Source organism: Isoptericola jiangsuensis, assembly GCF_002563715.1.
Classification (GTDB): Bacteria; Actinomycetota; Actinomycetes; order Actinomycetales; family Cellulomonadaceae; genus Isoptericola; species Isoptericola jiangsuensis.
The window spans coordinates 3,545,933-3,563,859 of the sequence record NZ_PDJJ01000001.1; the positions used below are offsets into that span (position 1 = coordinate 3,545,933).

Genomic DNA, 17,927 nt, shown 5'->3' on the forward strand with positions numbered 1-17,927 from the left:
GAGGAGCACCGATGGACCCGATCGTCGTCGTCGGAGGCGGGCTCGCCGCGGCCCGCGCCACCGAGACGCTGCGCAGCGAGGGGTACGACGGCGACCTCGTCGTCCTCGCCGCCGAGCCGCGCACCCCGTACGAGCGTCCCCCGCTGTCGAAGGACTACCTGCGCGGCGAGGCCGACGGCGCCTCCCTGTCGCCGTTGAACGCCGACTGGTACGCCGACCAGGGCGTGGACCTGCGCACCTCGACGAGCGCGACCGCCCTCGACGTCCCCGGCAGGGTCGTCGAGACCGCGCCCGGCGGCTCCCTGCGGTACTCCCGCCTCGTCCTCGCGACGGGGTCACGGGTGCGCCGGCTCGACGTGCCCGGGGCCGACCGGGACGGCGTGCACCACCTGCGCACCGTCGCCGACGCGGACGCGCTCGCCGCCGCCCTGCACGGCGACGGCCCGGTGGTGGTCGTCGGGGACGGCTGGATCGGGATGGAGGTCGCCGCGTCGGCGCGCCAGATGGGACGCGACGTGACGGTGGTGGGCCGCGGACCGCACCCGCTGGGCGTGCTCGGCGCGGAGGCCGCGACGATCTTCGCGTCGCTGCACACCGAGCAGGGGGTGCGCCTGCTGGCGGGCCGCAGCGTGGTCGAGGTGCTCGGGGACGGCCACGTCACCGGGGTCCGGCTCGACGACGGCAGCACCCTGGACGCCGCCACCGTCGTCGTGGGGATCGGCGTCACCCCGGAGGTCGGGCTCGCCGCCGAGGCCGGGATCGACCTCGTGCCGACCGGCGCGGGCGGCGGGATCGCCGTCGACGGGACGCTGCGCACGAGCGCGCCCGACGTCTGGGCCGCCGGCGACATCGCGGCCGTGCCGTCGCGGCGCTACGACCGGCTGCTCCGGTTCGAGCACTGGGCCACCGCCGACGAGACGGGCAAGCACGCCGCCCGGTCCGTCCTCGGCGACGCGTCGGCCTACGACGTCCTGCCGTACTTCTACTCGGACCAGTTCGACCTCGGCATGGAGGCCAAGGGCCTCACCGAGGGCGAGATCGTGGTGAGCGGGTCCGCGGCCGACCGGGAGTGCGTGCTGTTCTGGGTGGACGGCGGGCGCGTGCAGGGCGCCATGGGGATCAACGTGTGGGACCGGATGGACGACGCGGAGGAGCTGATCCGCGCGACCACGGCGGTGGACCGCGCCACGCTGGAGGGCTTCACCGGCTGACCGCGAGCCCCGTGCACACCTCCTGCACGGGGCTCTCACCTGCCCGGACGGGCGGCCTGCCAGGATCGTGGCGTGCCCCGCCGCCTCGTCCTGCCGACCGCCGTCGTCGTCGCCGCGCTCGTCGGCCTGCTCTGGTGGAGCCCCTGGGACCCGGCGCTGCCGGGCGACGTCCGCCGCGCCGTCGACCGCGCCGCCGCCGTCCCCGGTGTCGTCGCGGTGGAGGCCGAGGCCTGGGACGACGACCTCGCGGCGGGCGGCGTGGACGTCACGGTCCGGCTCGACCCCGGGCTCGACCCCGACGCCGCGCAGGACGCCGCCGACGCCGCGGCCGCCGCGCTCGACGGCTCCCGGTCCCCGACGCCCCGTGCCGTGCAGGTCACCGTCGTGGTCGGCGGGTCCGACGGGCCGGTCGACGCTCCCGTCCGCCTCTCCTCCGTCGAGGACGGTGCGGTCGCGCTCGCCTACCGGCTGCGCGCCGCCGGGGCGACGGCGGTCGACGACGTCTCCGTCACCGTGCCGCACGCGGCGGACCTGCCCACCGCCGCCGGCCTCGTCGTGGACGCCGACCTGTTCACCTCCCCCGCCACGTTGCGCACCGGCGACGGGAGCGTCGTCTACGACGCCGGGCTGGTGCCCCGCGCCACCACGGCGACGCTGCTCGCCGACCTCGCCGCGCGGCCCGCCGTCACGTCCGTCGCCTTCACGTGGAACCAGGGTGCTCCCAGCCGGCTGGCGGTGACCGCGACGTCCGCCGACGCCGCGGCCGACGTCGCCGCCTGGCTCACCGGCCAGGACGAGGAGTCGGTCGTGACCCCCGCCGTCGCGGAGATCACCGTCGCGGGCGACGACCCGGTGCACGCCTGGGTCGCCGGGCTCGAGCCGGCCGTCGTCGTCCCGCACACCGTGCCTCTGCCCGACGACGTCGAGGCCTGGCCGGCGGACCACGCCGCGCCCGACTGCGCGGGCGACGACCTCTCCCTGGCCCTCGGCGCGCCGGACGCCGCCGCCGGGCAGCGGTACCTGGCCGTGCTGGCCGAGAACACGTCGGGCCGCGCCTGTGCGCTCGACGGCGTGCCCCGGATCACCTACCTCGACGCCGACGACGAGCCGCAGGACGACGTCCGCACTGTCGCGGCGTCCGACGGCGTGGTGCCGGGACGCGTCGTCGTCCCGCCCGGCGAGCGGGCGATGGCGACGCTGCAGTGGGGCGCGATGTCGACCGCGAACGACCCGGACGTCACCGTCGCCCTCGACGTGGTCGCCGTGGACGGGGCCGACGCGGTCCGGCTCGTGCCCCAGGTCCCCGCCGGCGCGGGCGCGGCCGGCCCCACGACCCTCGACGTGCTGGACGGCGCCGAGGTGCGCGTCAGCCCCTGGGTGCAGGGGGCGTCCGGCTGGGCGACGCCCTGACCCGTCACCCGAAGGTGAACGTGTACACCGTGACCCCCGGCGGGACGTCCAGCTCGACCACGCCCGACGTCGGCCCGTCGCCCCGCAGGACGTCGTGGAGCGTCGGGCTGCCCGTCACGTCGACCTCACGCTCGGCGCGCACCGACCCGTCGTCGGCGAGGACCCGCGCCGTCACGGTGCCCTCCCCGCCCAGCACCGCGTACACGTCGGTCGCCCGGTAGGCGAGCCGCAGCCGCGCGTCGTCGGCCGCCGCCGTCGCCCCCTGGAAGTCGACCTCCCAGCGTCCCGCGAGCGAGAACGTGTCGTCCTGCTGGTCGGGCGCGGGCTCGTACGCCCGCTCGCCGCTGCCGTAGTCGGTCGGCCCCGCGTAGTTGAACACCCGGTTGAGGGACAGGTACGTCTCCGGGGTCCGCTCCCCGCCCGGCGTCGAGTCGACGACGTCCGTCGGGTCCGGCAGGACGACGTCGGGGTCCGCCGCGCGCAGCAGCTCGCGGACGTGGCCCTCCGTCGTGGCGTAGTCGCCCTCGCCGAACTTGAGGTACCGCACCGTCCCCTCGGCGTCGATGAGGTACTCCGCCGGCCAGTACCGGTTCCGGTAGCCCGTCCACGTGGAGTACGCGTTGTCCTGCGCGATCGGGTGGTCGACGCCGAGGTCGGCCGCGCCCGCGACCACGTTGCGGGTCTCCCGCTCGAACGCGAACTCCGGCGTGTGCACCCCGATGACCTCGAGCCCGGCGTCGGCGTACGCGTCGTACCAGGCGTTGACGTGCGGCAGCGCCCGCTGGCAGTTGATGCAGGAGTACGTCCAGAAGTCGATGAGCACCACCTTGCCCCGCAGGTCCGCCAGGTCGATCGGCTCGCCGCCGGGCGTGTTCAGCCACTGCGTGATGCCGGTCAGCGGCGGCGCGGTCCCGCAGTCCGCCAGCTCGGTCGCGCCGCTCTCGCAGTTCGACAGCTCCCGGTTCGCGTCCGTGACAATGCCGCCGAGCCCGAGGGCCTCCTCCACCGTCCCGCTGGAGTCGAGCCGCTCCTGCAGGGTGCCCGTGTAGTCCGGGAGCGCCCGCTGCAGCTGCGCCGGCAGGTCGAGCGCGAGCGCACCCGCCAGCGCGATCATGACGATGCCGCCGGTGACGCGGATGCCGCGCTGGTGACGCTGGAAGCCGCGCACCCGCTCCGCCACGCGCCGCCCCGCCAGGGCGAACACGAGCAGGGGCACCGCCGCACCCACCGCGAAGCTCACCGTGAGGGCCACCGTGCCCGGGCCGATGTCGCCCGTCGCGCCCGCCACCGTGATCGCGGCCAGCACGGGCCCCGCGCACGGCACGTACAGCACGCCCAGGCCCAGACCCAGCAGGAACGCGCCCCGGTCCTGGCTGGGCCCGCGCCGCGAACCCAGCGCCGCGAGCCGCAGGAACGGCCGCTCCAGCACCTCCTCGAACCGCGGCACGACCATCCCCACCCCGATCGCCGCCAGGAGCGCGATCCCCAGCCAGCGCAGCAGGTCCTGCGGCAGGCCGAGCGCGCCCAGGAGCAGCGACCCCAGCAGCGTGAACACGCTGAAGCTCACCACCAGGCCCGCGATGACCAGGTACGGGCGCCACGACCGGGCCGTGGCCGGCCGGCGCGACGCCGCGTGCCGCGCCGCACGCGCCCGCCCGTCGGCCGGGACCGCGCCCGTGCCGTCCGCCGCGGTGCCGCCGTCGGGGTCGCCGGTCGGGGTCGCGCCCGGTGCGGCGTCCGTCGACGTGGCGACCGACCGGTCCGTGCCCGACGGACCCGCCGAGATCGGCACCGTCACCCGGCCGCCCGGGCGCTGCGCCGCACCCGTCACGATCCGGCCGCCACGCCCCACCCGCACCGCCGACGGCGCCCCGGCGAACAGGCCCGGGTCCACGCCGCCGGTCGGCACCGGCAGCGGGTCGGACGTGGTGCCGGCGTCCGGGTCGGCCAGGCCGCCGGCGTCCGGGGAGCGCGACGGACCGCCCTCCGTGCCCGCCGTCCCGGGCGGACCGTCCAGGCCCGACCCACCGGAGGACCCGGCGTCCGCGGCGGCCCGCTCCCGGGCCGCCTCGACCCCGCCGGCGAAGAAGATGACCGGCAGCATCGGCAGGATGCACGGCGAGATCCCGGTGATCAGACCACCGAGCAGACCGATGAGGATGAGCGTCTCCATGCCCCGGGTTCGGAGCCGACGCCCACCCGGATGGCGCCTACCCCCGCACGGTCGTCGTCACCGCCGTCCACGACGGCCGCCGCGGCGTCGACCCGAACCCGAACTTCACCGGCGGGTCGACGTCCGCGAGCGCCCCCAGGTCGGCGCCGTCCCACGACGCGCGCACCGCGTCGACGGCATGCACGTCCCAGGCGCCGTACGTCTCCCGGCGCCCACCCCCGGCGCTCCCGCGGGTACGGACACCGTCGAGCAGCAGCCCCGCCACAGGATCGGTGAGCAGCGTGAACGACGACGACGCGGCCAGCCGCCGCGGCACCAGGCGCAGCACCCTCCCGAGCGGGGTGCGGCCGCCGAGACCGGCGACCAGCCGCAACGGGCCGGCCTCGACCCGCACCGCGCCGTCGGCCACGACCGCCTGCACGTCCGTCTCCACGACGTCGTCGAACCCGTACGTCGACGCCACGAACCCGGCGACGTGCGCCGGCGCCAGCAGCCGGCGGCGCCCCGCGGCGTCCTCCACCATGACGTCCGCGAACCCGCCGAACGGGGAGCGCACCCAGCACCCCACCACCAGCCGGGTCCCCGACGTCGTCCCCACGCCGAGGATCCCGCCCTCGAACCGTCGCACCGGCGCACCCGTCATGCCCCGAGTCTGCCCCGCCGACCCACCACGGACCGCGCCGAAAAAACTTCCCGTCCGCCACCCATCCACCCCGCGACCGGCTCCGAACCCTCCCTGAAGCCCCGGAGAGGTCGGGGCGACGACGCATAGGAGAGAACGATGAACGCCTCCGCCCGCACCCGCACCGCCGCCGCCGGCTTCGCCACCCTGGCCCTGCTGGCCCTCGGCGCGTGCTCCTCCGACGACGGTGACATGACCGGATCCGAGGACTCCATGTCCGAGGAGTCGATGTCCGAGGAGCCCATGGACGACATGACGTCCGAGTCCCCCATGGAGGACGACGCCATGGCGATGGACCCCGCCGCCAACCTCGTCGGCCCCGGCTGTGCCGCCTACGCCGAGCAGGTGCCCGACGGCGCCGGCTCCATCGAGGGCATGTCCACCGAGCCCGTCGCCGTCGCGGCGTCCAACAACCCCATGCTCACCACCCTCGTGTCCGCCGTCAGCGGCGAGCTCAACCCCGACGTCAACCTCGTCGACACCCTCAACGGCGGCGAGTTCACCGTGTTCGCGCCCGTCGACGACGCGTTCGCCGCCGTCGACGCCGACACCCTCGACACCCTCGCCACCGACGCCGACCTCCTCACCTCCGTGCTGACCTACCACGTGGTCGAGGGCCAGACCCTCCCCGAGGACCTCCCCGGCGAGCACACCACCGTCCAGGGCGACACCCTCGAGGTCACCGGCTCCGGCGACGAGCTCATGGTCAACGACGCCACCGTCGTCTGCGGCGGCGTCATGACGCAGAACGCCACCGTCTACCTCATCGACTCGGTCCTCATGCCGCCGATGTGACCCCGCTCCCCGGGCACGCAGGGGGCGCCCGGGGCCCGTGCACCGGCCCGTCTCGTCACCGACGAGGCGGGCCGGTGTCGTGCGCGGTCAACCCCAGCGTTCATGGTCGGGACGACCTGCACTCGCGAGCTCGCTCCGGTCATCCCCAGCGTTCATGGTCGGGACGACCTGCACTCGCGAGCTCGCTCCGGTCATCCCCAGCGTTCATGGTCGGGACGACCTGCACTCGCGAGCTCGCTCCGGTCATCCCTCCGCGAGCACGACGATCGGGTCCGACGTCGGCTGCTCCGAACCGCCCTCCGGCTCCATCGTCACCGCCACGCCCACGCCCGGGACGTCCTGCACCAGGTGCTCCACCGCGCCGTCGTGCGTGCTCAGCACGCCCGCCGGGGCCACGGCACCGTCGGCGCCCACGACCCACAGCTGGTAGTCCTGGCCGTCGCCCGGCCCGGGCAGGCCGCTCGCGCTGAACAGGTAGTCGTCGCTCGTCATGAGGACCGTCGCCTTACCACCGCCGGCGACCTCACCACGCACGAGGTGCGCCGACGGGTCCGCCATGATCCGCGCGACGGCGTCCGCCCGCTGCTGGAGGACCGCCTGCTCCTGGCGGGCCTGCACGGCGACCGTGGTCGGCACCGCGACCGCGACCACCGCGGCGGCGGCGGCCGCGACGAACGTCCAGCGCCGCCGGCGCGGCCGGTCGATCGGCACCACCGCGTCGCCCGCACCGCCGTCGTCGGTCCCGACGTCCGCCGCTCCCCGCGCGTGCGACCCGGCCGGTCGGCCGTCATCGGCGGACGGCTGCGCGGTCCCGGGAGCGGGCAGCGGCGCGATAGCTGCGGGGAGCCCTGCGTGGGCCGCGGGCAGTCCCGTGATGCGCGCCATGACGGCGTCACGGACGGACGCCGGAGGTTCGGTCTCGACGGTGAACGCCGCGACGACGTCGCGGTACTCGTCCAGCGCCCGGCGCGCGGCCGGGTCGGCGGCGAGCAGCCGCTCCACGGCACGTCGGTCCAGGTCGTCGACCGCGTCCAGCGCGTACGCGGGCAGCAGCTCCCAGGCGTCGCGGGCGTCGTCAGCCACGGTTCACCCCCAGGCAGTCGCGCAGGCGGCCGAGGCCGTCGCGGATGCGGGACTTCACGGTCGGCAGGGCGGCGCCCAGCCGGTCGGCGACCTCCCGGTAGGTGCGGCCCCCGTAGTAGGCGTCCACCACGGCCTCCCGCTGCGTGGGCGTGAGCGAGTCGAGGCAGCGTCGCACCGCGGCGTCCTCGAGGCGGCGCTCCACGTCCTCGGCGACGACGTCCCGGTCGGCGCCCGCGCGGGAGCTGTCGACGTCCCGCTGGTCACGGTCGCGGCGGGCCTGCTCCGAGCGCACCCGGTCCACGGCCCGGCGTCGCGCGAGCGTCACGACCCAGGTGCGCGCCGAGGCGCGGGCCGGGTCGAACCGTGCTGCCGTCTGCCACACCTCGACCATCACCTCCTGGGTCACCTCGGCGGCGTGGTCGGGGTCGCGCAGCACGCCGAGCGCGGTGCCGTGCGCGACGGGCGCGAGCGCGTCGTACACGGGCGCGAACACCGCGGGGTCGCCGCCGGCGCACGCGACGAGCGCGTCGTCGATCGGTGTCGTCCCCGGTGGTGGCACCCGCTCAGTGTGCCGCACCGCGCGTGCGGGGTCGATCTGCGTGCCTTCCGCCGTCGTCCCGGGCTCTCCGGGACACCAGTGGTTCGGCGCCGAGCCGCCCCCGGATGGGTCCCCCGCGTCGAGCGTCTCTGAAAGTCCGGGATCAGGTGCCGATGCCGGATTTTCAGAGACGCTCGACGGCGGGGCCTGTGGACGGCTGCGGCGAGCAGACCGCCGGCCTGGTTCGCTGCGTCAGGTGCCCAGCCGTCCCCCCGCCGTGCCCGACCGCCTCCGCGCCCTGGCCACCCGTCAAGAAGGTCTGCTCGCCGTCCGGCAGTGCGTGGCGGCCGGGATGACGCGGGAGCAGGTGGCCGCCCTGCTGCGCACCACGGACTGGGGACGCCCCGCACGCGGTGTCGTCGACCTCGGCGTCCCGGGAGGGTCCGACGACGTCGAGCACCGTCGACGTCGCGCCGCGGTCCTGGGGCTCCTCGCGCACCCCGGGTCGGTCGCGACCGGGCTGTGCGCCCTCGTGCTGCACGGGGTGCAGGGTGCTCCGCTCACCGTGGGGCCCGAGGTGTCGCTGCCGACGGGAGCGCCGCGCCGCGCGCGCACCGGCGTCCGGCTGCGACGCACCTCGATCGCCGAGGCGGTCGAGGTCGACGGGTGGCGGTGCGTCCCGCCCGGGCAGGCGCTGGCCCAGGCCGTGCCGGAGCTCGGGCGGAGGCACGCCGTCGCCCTCATGGACTCCGCGCTCCACCGGGGTGTCGTGACCCCTGGCGGGCTCGCGCTCGCGCACCGGGCGTCCCGCGGCCGGCGCGGCGTCGCCCGCACCCACGCCTGGTGGGGTGAGGCGGACGGCCGCGCCGAGTCGCCCGCCGAGACGTGGGCCCGGCTGTCGTGCCTCGACGCGGGCGTGCCGCCCGACGTCGTCCAGCTCCCGTTCGTCGCGGGCGGCGTCGTCGGGCGGGTCGATCTCGCGTGGCGGCTCCCGGACGGGACCTGGCTGCTGGTCGAGGTCGACGGGCAGGACGTCCACGCCGCTCCGGCAGCCGTCTACCGGGACCGTCGTCGGCAGAACCTGCTGGTCACCCCGCGGACGGTGCTGCGCCGGTTCACCGGGACCGACGCCTGGCACGGTCGGGTGGGCGAGCACCTGGGACGTGTGCTCGACGACGCGGGGTGGCGGGCCGGCCAGGTGCGGCCCGACGGCGTCCTCCGCCTGCCGTGACCGGCGTCGAGCGTCTCTGAAAGTCCGGGATCAGGGGCCGATGCCGGACTTTCAGAGACGCTCGGCGACCGGGGTCAGCCCTCGCGACGCGCGCGGACGGCCGCCGCGAGCTCGGTGAGGAGCTCGGCGGTGGTGCCCCAGTCCATGCACTTGTCCGTGACGGACCGACCGTAGACGAGCTCGTCGAGCGGCGCCGGAGCCTGGGCGCCCGCCTCGATGAAGCTCTCCATCATGAGCCCGGAGATGCCGCGCTCGCCGTCGGCGAGGCGGGCCGCGATCTCGCGGACGACCTCGGCCTGGCGCACGTGGTCCTTGCCGGAGTTGCCGTGGGACGCGTCCACGACGACCCCGGTCTCGACGGCGCCGCCCAGCCCGGAGGTGCGCGCGGTGGCGAGCGCGGCCGCGACGTCGTCCGTACCGTAGTTGGGGCCGCCCCGCCCGCCGCGGAGGATGACGTGACAGTCCGGGTTGCCGGCCGTCTTGACGGCGGCGGCGCGACCCTCGGCGTCCGCCCCGAAGAACGTGTGCTCGCTGGCGGCGGTGATGCAGCCGTCGACGGCGATCTGGACGTCCCCGTCGGTGGCGTTCTTGAACCCGACCGGCATCGACAGCCCCGACGCGAGCTGGCGGTGCACCTGCGACTCGGCGTTGCGCGCCCCGATGGCGCCCCAGGTCACGGCGTCCGCGATGTACTGCGGGCTGGTCGGCTCGAGGAACTCGCACGCGGCGGGGACGCCGGCGTCGAGCACGCCGAGCAGGACCTCGCGGGCGAGGCGCAGGCCGTGGTGGACGTCGTGCGTGCCGTCCAGGTGCGGGTCGTTGATGAGGCCCTTCCACCCGACGGTCGTGCGGGGCTTCTCGAAGTAGACGCGCATGACGACCACGAGGTCCTCGGACAGCTCGCGGGCGAGCGGCGCGAGCCGACCCGCGTAGTCGAGGGCGGCGGCCGGGTCGTGCACGGAGCAGGGGCCGACGATGACGACGAGCCGGTCGTCCTCGCCGCGCAGCACGTCGCGGACCTCGCGGCGCGAGGTCGTGACGAGGTCGCTGCGGGTGGTGCCGAGCGGCAGCTCGGTGCGCAGGGACCGCGGTGCGGGCAGGGGGTCCAGCGCGCGGACGCGCAGGTCGGAGGTCTCGGCCATCAGCTCAGTATGGTCCGGGCGGGCGTCGCGCGCCGGGGTGGTCGTGGTGCTCATCGGGGCTCCAGGTCGTCGGTGCGTCGGGTTCGGGGCGGGAGGCTGGTCCGGCGTCGTCGCCGCACAGGACCCGATCCCGACCGGTGGCCCGTCCGACGACGAAGGGCCTGGACGCAGACGCGTCCCAGGCCCTGTGCTGGCTCCGGTGGAAGGTGTCGGTCAGGCGCGAGCCCGCCGAGCTCCCAGCGGAGCCGGCGTAAAGCGCCAATACCAACGGTTGTTCACGGCGTCGACAGTACGCCGCGACCTCGTGCTCGTCCAGGCGTGTCCACGATGCGGGCCCGGAACGTGGCCGACGGCACACGCCACGCCCCGGCGGGCGTCGGCTAGCGTCGGGGCATGCCGGTCCCCGACTTCGTCCTCGCCCTGCGCGCCCAGGTGGGCACCGCCCCGCTCTGGCTGCCCGGCGTGACGGCCGTGGTGCGCGACGACGCGGGCCGGCTGCTGCTCGGCCGACGCAGCGACAACGGCCTGTGGGCGCTGGTGAGCGGCATCCTGGAGCCCGGCGAGGAGCCCGCCCGCGGGATCGCGCGGGAGGTCCTGGAGGAGACGGGCGTCGAGGTGGAGGTGCTGGCGCTGGCCGCGGTGTCCACCACGCCGGAGGTGACCTACCCGAACGGGGACCGCACCACGTACCTGGACCTCTGCTTCGTGGCCCGCCCCGTGTCGGCCGCCGCGGCGGCGGCCGCGCACGTCGCGGACGACGAGTCGACCGAGGTCGGCTGGTTCGCGCCGGACGACCTCCCGGCGGACCTGGCGGGCTCGACGCGCCACCGCCTGGGCCTGGTCGAGCGGTACCTCGCGGCCCCGCACGCGGGCACCGTGTTCGTGCACTGACGGCACGCCGGGCATCAGCGCCCGTAGCGCGCGACGAAGTTCCGCAGGATCTTCGGGGGCTGGGTGACCCGCCGCGACGAGGCGCGCGCGATGACGGCGTCGGCGTCGCCGGGCGCGAAGTACCCGTAGTCGCGGTAGACCCGCACGCGCTGGACCAGGCCGTCGAGGTCGAGCTCCGGGTGGAACTGGGTGGCGTACAGGTTGTCCTGGAGCCGGAACATCTGCACGGGCGACCGCGGCGACAGGGCGAGGCGCACCGCCCCGGGCGGCAGGGTGCGCATCGCCTCCTTGTGCCCGACGAACGCGGAGAACGCGGGCGGCAGCCCGGCCAGCAGCGGGTCCACGGCGCCCTCCCGAGTGAGCTCGACGGTGGCGAGGCCGACGTCCTCCCCGAACGTGCGGTCGACCGCTCCCCCGGCGTACGCGCCGAGCGTCCCGACGCCGTAGCAGGCGCCGAGGAACGGCAGGTCGCGGGCGACGACGACGTCGAGCAGGGCGTTGATCTCCCGCTCGACGCGCCGCTGGTCCGCGGACTTCTCCTCGTCCGGGTCGGAGAAGTTGTAGGGCCCGCCGCCCACGAGGATGCCGGAGTAGTCGTCGAGGTCGAGGTCCGGCATCGGCCCGGCCTCCAGCCGCACCCGGTGCAGCTGTGCGGGCTCGAGGCCGCCGAACCGGCACAGCGCCGCGTACTCGGCGTCCGCGGCGTCGTCCTCCGCCCGCGACGCCAGCAGCAGGAACGGCTTCATGCCGAAACCCTAGGCCGCGGTCCCCGACGACGCGCGGCACGACGGGAGCGGCGACGTGCTCGTCCGCTCCCGTCGTGCGTTCAGGACCAGCGGAACACGCGGATCGCGATCGGCAGCAGCACCACGGTCCACCCGATCATGACGACCGTCTGGACCAGCGGGAACCCGGTCTCGAACCAGCCCGTGGTGAGCGCCTGACCGGCGGCGCCGAGCGGCGTGAACTGGCCGACCTGGCGCAGCAGGTCGGGCATGATCGGCCCCGGTGTCCACAGCCCGGCGAGCAGCAGCATCGGGAAGTACAGGGACATCGCGACCGCGTTCGCCGCGGAGGCACGCGGGGCGAGGGCCGCCACCAGCATCCCGAGCGCGAACATCGACGTCAGGCCCAGGACGAAGGCGACGAGGACGACTCCCGTCCGGGTCGGCACGGGCACCCCGAACACCACCTGGGCGACGACGAGGGCCAGCACCACCCCGAGGACGGTCGTGACGGCGTTGATGATCAGGTGCGACACGACGATGCCCTGCGGCCGCATGGGCGTCGTGGACAGCCGCCGCAGCACGCCCTTCTCGCGGTAGGTCGCGATCGTCACCGGCATGACGGTGAGCGCCGCCGTGCCGATCGCCATGGCGAGCACGGTCGGCAGGTACGTCGCGATCGGGGTCAGGCCGTACCAGACGGACGACGGCGGCGCGTCGGTGATGGGGTCGCGCATGCCGGGGATGAAGAACCCGACACCGAGCAGGATGATCGTCGGGAACAGCATCCCGAAGAACGGTGCGGCGAGGTCCCGTGCCCACACGCGGGCCTCGGTGCGCAGCAGCAGGCCGAATCCCCGCCAGGGGGCGGGTGCGGTGGTCGTGGTCACGGTCGTCCTCCTTCGGTGGCGGGCTCGACGTCCTGCGTGGCGTACGTCCGGCCGGTCACGGCGAGGAAGACGTCCTCCAGCGACCGGGTGACGGTGCGGACGTCGTCGGGCACCAGGTCGGCCTCCGCGAGGGCCGGGACGACGGCGAACAGCACGCGGGGCGACCCGGTGACGGCGACCTCGCCGCCCTGGCCCGGCTCGACCCGGTCGACGTCCGGGTGGGTGGCGGCCAGCGCGGTCAGCACGCCGCGCGCCCGGTCGGCGTCGGCGGCGGGGAAGCGCACGACGACGGTGCGGTCGTCGTCGAGGTCGTCGATCAGGCCCTGCGGGGTGCCGGACGCCACGACCCGTCCGGCGTCGATGACGACGAGCCGGTCGCAGAGGCGTTCGGCCTCGTCCATGAAGTGCGTGACCAGCAGGATGGTGACGCCGCGGTCCCGCACCCGCTCCACGAGGTCCCAGGTGGCGCGGCGGGCCTGCGGGTCGAGGCCGGTGGTGAGCTCGTCGAGGATCGCGACGCGCGGGTTGCCCACGAGGGCGAGCGCGATGGACAGTCGCTGCTTCTGCCCGCCGGACAGCCGCGCGAACTGCTTGTGGGCGTGCTCGGTGAGGTCCAGCAGCGCGAGGAGCTCGGCAGGGTCCGCGGGGTCGCGGTAGAACCCGGCGAACAGGTGCAGCGCCTCCGACACGGTGATCCGGTCGTGGAGGGTGGCCTCCTGGAGCTGCACGCCGAGGAGGTCCCGGACGGCCGCCGGGTCGCGCTGCGTGTCGACGCCGAGGACGCGGACGGTGCCGCCGTCGGCGGCGCGCAGCCCGGCGAGCGTCTCGACGGCGGTGGTCTTCCCGGCGCCGTTGGGGCCGAGGATCCCGAAGATCTCCCCGGGGGCGACGGCGAACGAGACGTCGTCGACGGCCACCTTCGGTCCGTAGGTCTTGCGGAGGTTCGTCACCTCCACGACGGGTGCGGTCATGGTGTCCTCCTGGGACGGGGCGGGCGGGTCGTGCGGGGACGGGGTCAGCGGGTGGGGCGCAGCCGCAGACGGGACAGGTGGAGGTGCATCCAGCCGGCGGCGACCGCCAGGACGGCCACGCCGACACCGGCCCAGAGGACGCCGGGGCCCACCCGCAGCGGGGAGAGCAGGTCGTCGGCGCTGCCGGTGCCCGCCGCGAGCTCCACGGCCGCGAGCAGCACCAGGCCGGGCAGGAGCAGCAGGGTGCCGGTCCAGGCGCCGTGGTTCTGGTAGCCGACGGCCACCGCGACGCCGACCATCACGTAGACGCTGACGACCAGCAGCTCGGACAGCGCCACACCGGTCCACCACAGCAGGTCGCCGGGGACGACGTCGACGGGGGCGGTCCAGGTCCAGCCGAGGCCCGTGAAGACCGCCCGTTCCACGAGGAACGCGACGACGTTGAGCACGCCGTACACCGCACCCGTGAGGAGCGCCGCGACGACCGACCCGGTGAACAGGGAGCGGCGCGTGCCGCCCGCGGCGACGTGGTTCGTCATGATCGTCGACACCAGGATGATCCCGAGCGTGAACGCGAACCAGCGGGCGCTGTACTCGGCGCCGACGAGCACGCCGTTGCCCATCTCGTTGCCGGCGGCGTCGACGATCAGCGGCACGACGACCGCCACCAGGGTGAACACGGCCCAGAACCCGGCACCGACGATCACCCCGCCCTCGGTGACGCTCCGCACGACGCGGCGGAACCCGCGGCGGCGGGCGGCGGCGACGAAGACGTCGCGGTCGGTCAGGACGGTCGTCATCGGGCTGCCCTCGCAGGGTCGGCGGCGCGGTCGCGCCGGGGGTCGGTGAGACGGACGAACAGGTCCTGCAGCGGCAGGGAGCCGATCTCGACGCCCGCGTCCCGGGCGGCCGCGGCCTCCCCGTCGACGGGGGCGCCCTCGATCGTCACCTGGACGGTGCTCCCGAGCTGCTGGCGGTGCAGCACGCGCCGGCCGTCGACCAGCCGGTCCACGGCCGGGGCCGGGCCGGTGAGGCTGAACCCGCGCGCCTGCATCTCCTCGGCGGTCTCCGCCAGGAGGACGCGGCCCCGGTCGAGGACGACGACGTCCTCGAAGAGCCGCTCGACCTCCTCGACCAGGTGGCTGGACAGCAGGATGGTGCGCGGGTGGGCGGCGTAGTCGGCGAGGATCTCGTCGTAGAACGCGTACCGGGTGGGTGCGTCCATCCCGAGGTAGACCTCGTCGAACACCGTCAGCGGCGCGCGGGACGCGAGACCGATGGTCGCGCCGACGGCGGACCGCTTGCCGCGGGACAGCGCCGCCGGCTTCTTGCGGACGTCGACCTCGAACAGGTCGAGGAGGCGGCCCGCGAGCTCCGCGTCCCATGCCGGGCGGAGCGCCTCGTAGTACCTCAGCGTCTCGACGACCTTCTCGTCGTCCTGCAGGTCGCCGCTCTCACGGACCACCTGCACGTTGGCGGTCACCCACGGGTTCTCCCACGGGTCCTCCCAGCGGCCGGGGTCGACGTCCGCCGCGCCGACGCGCACCGTGCCCGACGAGGGCCGCGTGAACGCGGCCAGCAGGGACAGCATGGTCGACTTCCCGGCGCCGTTGCGGCCGAGCACGCCCGTGATGACGCCGGGTCGCAGCGTCACGCCGACGCCGTCGAGCGCCGTGGACGCGTCGTTCGTGACGGTGGTCCCGTCACGGGTGATGCGGCGCTGCCTGCCGAACTCGACGACGACGTCGTCGAGTCTCGCGCCGAAGGGTGGGGTCGTCATGACTTCTCCGGGGTGGTCGGACGGGCGTGGCCGTCGGTGCCGAGGACGTAGGCGACGATCTCGTCGGAGCCGATGCCGAGGACGGCGGCCTGGGCCAGCGCCGGCGCGAGGACGTCGGTGAAGTAGGTGTCACGGTGCTGGTCGAGGAGGCGGCGGCGCGCGCCCGGGGCGACGAACATGCCGAGACCCCGCCGCTTGTAGAGCACGCCCTCGTCGACGAGCCCGGAGAACGCCTTGGCGGCGGTCGCCGGGTTGATGCGGAACGTCGTCGCGAACTGGGTGGTGGACATGACCTGCTCCTCCTCCGCGAGATCACCGGCGAGCACCTGCGCCCGGATCATCTGTGCGATCTGGACGTAGATCGGCTCGGGTCCGTCGAACACGCGGGCCTCCTGACCGTGTAGTGCTGGGGTTCATTACTTAACTAATGAACCACAGATGCTGGGGAGCGTCAACCCCCTCCCGCGAGTCAGCGCACGACGGCGCGAGTCAGCGCACATCCGCGCGAGTCAGCGCACGACGAAGCGCACCGGCCTCCGGACCGACGGGATGTCGTCGGTCCGGAGGCCGGTGCGCTCGGGGGTCATGGCCGCACGGCGCGGCCGTCGCACGCCCGACTCCGGGCGGTGCGGCGCGGGCTCAGGTCAGAGGGCGGCGCGGATCTGGTCGGCGAGCTTCTGCGCGGACTTCTTGTTCTTCTTGCCGTCGAGCAGCGCGGTCGGCCGTCCCGGCATGTTCGCGACGTAGATCGCCACGTGCGACCCCTGCGCGGTCGGCGTGATCTCGATCCCCGTGGCCAGCTCCCAGCTCAGCCACGTCTTGCGCGTGATGACGGCGATGGTGCGCTTGTCGTCGCTCTCGCCGGCCACCTGGTGCTTGTTCGCCGCCACGACGGCGTGGACCGCGGCGCTCACTTGCTCCGGCGTCCCGGGCAGGTCGACCTCGACGGCCGCGGACGAGTCGACGAATCCGAACGACGGGGCCAGCGCGGCACCGTACTGGTCGACGAAGCGCGACTCCAGGACCTTCTCAAAGATGGGCATGGGGGAACATTACTCACGAAACGGGCGCCGGTGATCGTCCGACCCGCAGGACGTCGCGCACGTCCTGCGGGCGACGCGGGCCTGCCCGGACTCCGGGACGCCCGCCGACGGCGAAGGCCCGTGGCGGGAGCACACCCGCCACGGGCCTTCGTGCGCTGACTCGCGCTGATCAGCGCTGAGTCGCCGGAACCTGCGCTGAGTCAGCAGAACCTGCGCTGAGTCAGCAGGACCGGCGCTGACTCGCGTCAGATGTCGGCGGCGGCCGCCGCCTCCGCGACGTCGATGGTCGACAGCTCGGCCAGGTCGGCCGCGACGAGCTCCGCGATCTGCACGGCGTTGAGCGCCGCGCCCTTGCGCAGGTTGTCGTTGGAGACGAACAGCACGAGACCGCGGCCGCCGGGGACGGACTGGTCGGTGCGGATGCGGCCCACGTACGACGGGTCGGCGCCGGCGGCCTGGAGCGGCGTGGGGACGTCGACGACCTCGACGCCGGGTGCGGTGGCGAGGAGCTCGCGTGCCCGCTCGGGCGTGATGGGCGACGCGAACTCCGCGTGGATGGCGAGCGAGTGGCCGGAGAACACGGGCACCCGGACGCACGTCCCGGCGACGGCCAGGTCGGGCAGGCCGAGGATCTTGCGGGACTCGTTCCGGAGCTTCTGCTCCTCGTCGGTCTCGCCGGACCCGTCGTCGACCAGGTTCCCCGCCAGCGCGATGACGTCGAACGCGATGGGGGCGACGTACTTCTCCGGCGCCGGGAAGTCGACGGCGGACCCGGAGAGCGCGAGACCCTCGAGGTCCCCGGCGACGGCGGCCCGCGCCTGGTCGGCGAGCTCGCGCACGCCGCCCAGCCCGGACCCGGACACCGCCTGGTAGGTCGCGACGCGCAGGCGCTCCAGGCCGGCCTCGTCGGACAGCGGCTTGAGGACCGGCATGGCGGCCATCGTGGTGCAGTTGGGGTTCGCGACGATCCCCTTGGCGGCCTCGGAGATCGCCTCCGGGTTCACCTCGGACACGACGAGCGGCACCTCGGGGTCGAGGCGCCACGCGGACGAGTTGTCGATGACGACGGCGCCGGCCTCGGCGAACCGCGGCGCGTGCTCGCGGGACGTGCCGCCGCCCGCGGAGAAGATCGCGACGTCGACGTCGGCGAGGTCGTCGGTGGCGGTCGCGGCGACGTCCTCGACGACGACCTCGACGCCCTCGTAGGTCAGCGTGGTCCCGGCGGACCGGGCCGACGCGAAGAACCGCAGGTCGCGGACGGGGAAGGCCCGCTCCGCGAGGAGGCGCTGCATGACGCCGCCCACCTGGCCGGTCGCGCCGACGACGGCGACGTTCACCCCGGAGTCGTTGATCAGTGCCATC

At 74.9% G+C, this 17,927-nt stretch carries 18 protein-coding genes; 5 read left to right on the top strand and 13 right to left on the bottom strand.

What is annotated here, in order from left to right:
• Positions 1-11 precede the first annotated feature (11 nt).
• Entirely contained in the window at positions 12-1,211 is a 1,200-nt protein-coding gene (locus ATJ88_RS15945) for an NAD(P)/FAD-dependent oxidoreductase (protein WP_098464674.1), read from the top strand.
• A 72-nt stretch (positions 1,212-1,283) separates the two neighbouring features.
• Positions 1,284-2,621, top strand: a complete 1,338-nt coding sequence (locus ATJ88_RS15950) for a DUF4232 domain-containing protein (protein WP_141538707.1) — start codon at positions 1,284-1,286, stop codon at positions 2,619-2,621.
• 4 nt (positions 2,622-2,625) lie between these two features.
• On the opposite strand, the gene ATJ88_RS15955 is transcribed toward ATJ88_RS15950, so the two are convergent.
• Both ATJ88_RS15955 and ATJ88_RS15960 read right to left on the bottom strand, forming a co-directional pair.
• Positions 2,626-4,794 carry a cytochrome c biogenesis protein DipZ gene (locus ATJ88_RS15955; protein ID WP_098464676.1) on the bottom strand — a complete coding sequence of 723 codons (2,169 nt, stop codon included), beginning with the start codon at positions 4,792-4,794 and terminating at the stop codon, positions 2,626-2,628.
• 37 nt (positions 4,795-4,831) lie between these two features.
• The gene (locus ATJ88_RS15960) at positions 4,832-5,437 is read right to left on the bottom strand and encodes a hypothetical protein (protein ID WP_098464677.1); all 606 of its coding nucleotides are present in this window, start codon (positions 5,435-5,437) and stop codon (positions 4,832-4,834) included.
• Positions 5,438-5,575: 138 nt separating this feature from the next.
• Between ATJ88_RS15960 and ATJ88_RS15965 the strand changes: the two genes are divergently transcribed.
• Positions 5,576-6,271 (top strand): fasciclin domain-containing protein, encoded by a 696-nt coding sequence (locus tag ATJ88_RS15965; RefSeq protein WP_098464678.1) that lies wholly within the window; start codon positions 5,576-5,578, stop codon positions 6,269-6,271.
• Positions 6,272-6,514: 243 nt separating this feature from the next.
• Here ATJ88_RS15965 and ATJ88_RS15970 read toward each other — a convergent pair whose 3' ends face one another.
• Together ATJ88_RS15970 and sigK are read right to left on the bottom strand one after the other, a co-directional pair.
• The gene (locus tag ATJ88_RS15970) at positions 6,515-7,354 is read right to left on the bottom strand and encodes an anti-sigma factor (protein ID WP_098464679.1); all 840 of its coding nucleotides are present in this window, start codon (positions 7,352-7,354) and stop codon (positions 6,515-6,517) included.
• Complete coding sequence (gene sigK / locus ATJ88_RS15975; RefSeq protein ID WP_098464680.1) at positions 7,347-7,913, bottom strand: ECF RNA polymerase sigma factor SigK; 567 nt, start codon at positions 7,911-7,913, stop codon at positions 7,347-7,349. Before sigK ends, ATJ88_RS15970 begins: the two co-directional genes overlap by 8 nt.
• A gap of 235 nt (positions 7,914-8,148) precedes the next feature.
• Here sigK and ATJ88_RS15980 point away from each other — a divergent pair, with 235 nt between their 5' ends.
• Positions 8,149-9,123, top strand: a complete 975-nt coding sequence (locus ATJ88_RS15980) for a hypothetical protein (protein ID WP_141538708.1) — start codon at positions 8,149-8,151, stop codon at positions 9,121-9,123.
• Between the two features lie 74 nt (positions 9,124-9,197).
• Here the strand turns inward: ATJ88_RS15980 and ATJ88_RS15985 are convergent, their stop codons facing one another.
• Positions 9,198-10,319, bottom strand: coding sequence for a 3-deoxy-7-phosphoheptulonate synthase (locus ATJ88_RS15985; RefSeq protein WP_425432690.1), 1,122 nt, complete (start codon positions 10,317-10,319; stop codon positions 9,198-9,200).
• A gap of 339 nt (positions 10,320-10,658) precedes the next feature.
• Between ATJ88_RS15985 and ATJ88_RS15990 the strand changes: the two genes are divergently transcribed.
• Positions 10,659-11,156 (top strand): NUDIX hydrolase, encoded by a 498-nt coding sequence (locus ATJ88_RS15990; RefSeq protein ID WP_098464682.1) that lies wholly within the window; start codon positions 10,659-10,661, stop codon positions 11,154-11,156.
• A 14-nt stretch (positions 11,157-11,170) separates the two neighbouring features.
• On the opposite strand, the gene ATJ88_RS15995 is transcribed toward ATJ88_RS15990, so the two are convergent.
• From ATJ88_RS15995 to ATJ88_RS16030, 8 genes are all read right to left on the bottom strand, one after another.
• Positions 11,171-11,902 (bottom strand): glutamine amidotransferase, encoded by a 732-nt coding sequence (locus ATJ88_RS15995; RefSeq protein ID WP_098464683.1) that lies wholly within the window; start codon positions 11,900-11,902, stop codon positions 11,171-11,173.
• A gap of 80 nt (positions 11,903-11,982) precedes the next feature.
• Positions 11,983-12,771, bottom strand: coding sequence for an ABC transporter permease (locus tag ATJ88_RS16000; protein ID WP_098464684.1), 789 nt, complete (start codon positions 12,769-12,771; stop codon positions 11,983-11,985).
• Entirely contained in the window at positions 12,768-13,742 is a 975-nt protein-coding gene (locus ATJ88_RS16005; RefSeq protein ID WP_098464685.1) for an ABC transporter ATP-binding protein, read from the bottom strand. Before ATJ88_RS16005 ends, ATJ88_RS16000 begins: the two co-directional genes overlap by 4 nt.
• 44 nt (positions 13,743-13,786) lie before the next feature.
• Positions 13,787-14,542, bottom strand: coding sequence for a hypothetical protein (locus ATJ88_RS16010; RefSeq protein WP_098464686.1), 756 nt, complete (start codon positions 14,540-14,542; stop codon positions 13,787-13,789).
• Complete coding sequence (locus ATJ88_RS16015; RefSeq protein ID WP_098464687.1) at positions 14,539-15,522, bottom strand: ATP-binding cassette domain-containing protein; 984 nt, start codon at positions 15,520-15,522, stop codon at positions 14,539-14,541. Before ATJ88_RS16015 ends, ATJ88_RS16010 begins: the two co-directional genes overlap by 4 nt.
• Positions 15,519-15,905: a GntR family transcriptional regulator gene (locus ATJ88_RS16020; protein ID WP_098464688.1), complete on the bottom strand. Its 387-nt coding sequence runs from the start codon at positions 15,903-15,905 to the stop codon at positions 15,519-15,521. The genes ATJ88_RS16015 and ATJ88_RS16020 overlap by 4 nt, the downstream gene beginning before the upstream one ends.
• A gap of 261 nt (positions 15,906-16,166) precedes the next feature.
• Entirely contained in the window at positions 16,167-16,565 is a 399-nt protein-coding gene (locus ATJ88_RS16025; RefSeq protein ID WP_098464689.1) for a hypothetical protein, read from the bottom strand.
• Positions 16,566-16,810: 245 nt separating this feature from the next.
• Positions 16,811-17,926, bottom strand: a complete 1,116-nt coding sequence (locus ATJ88_RS16030; protein ID WP_098464690.1) for an aspartate-semialdehyde dehydrogenase — start codon at positions 17,924-17,926, stop codon at positions 16,811-16,813.
• Between the last annotated feature and the right edge of the window lies 1 nt (position 17,927).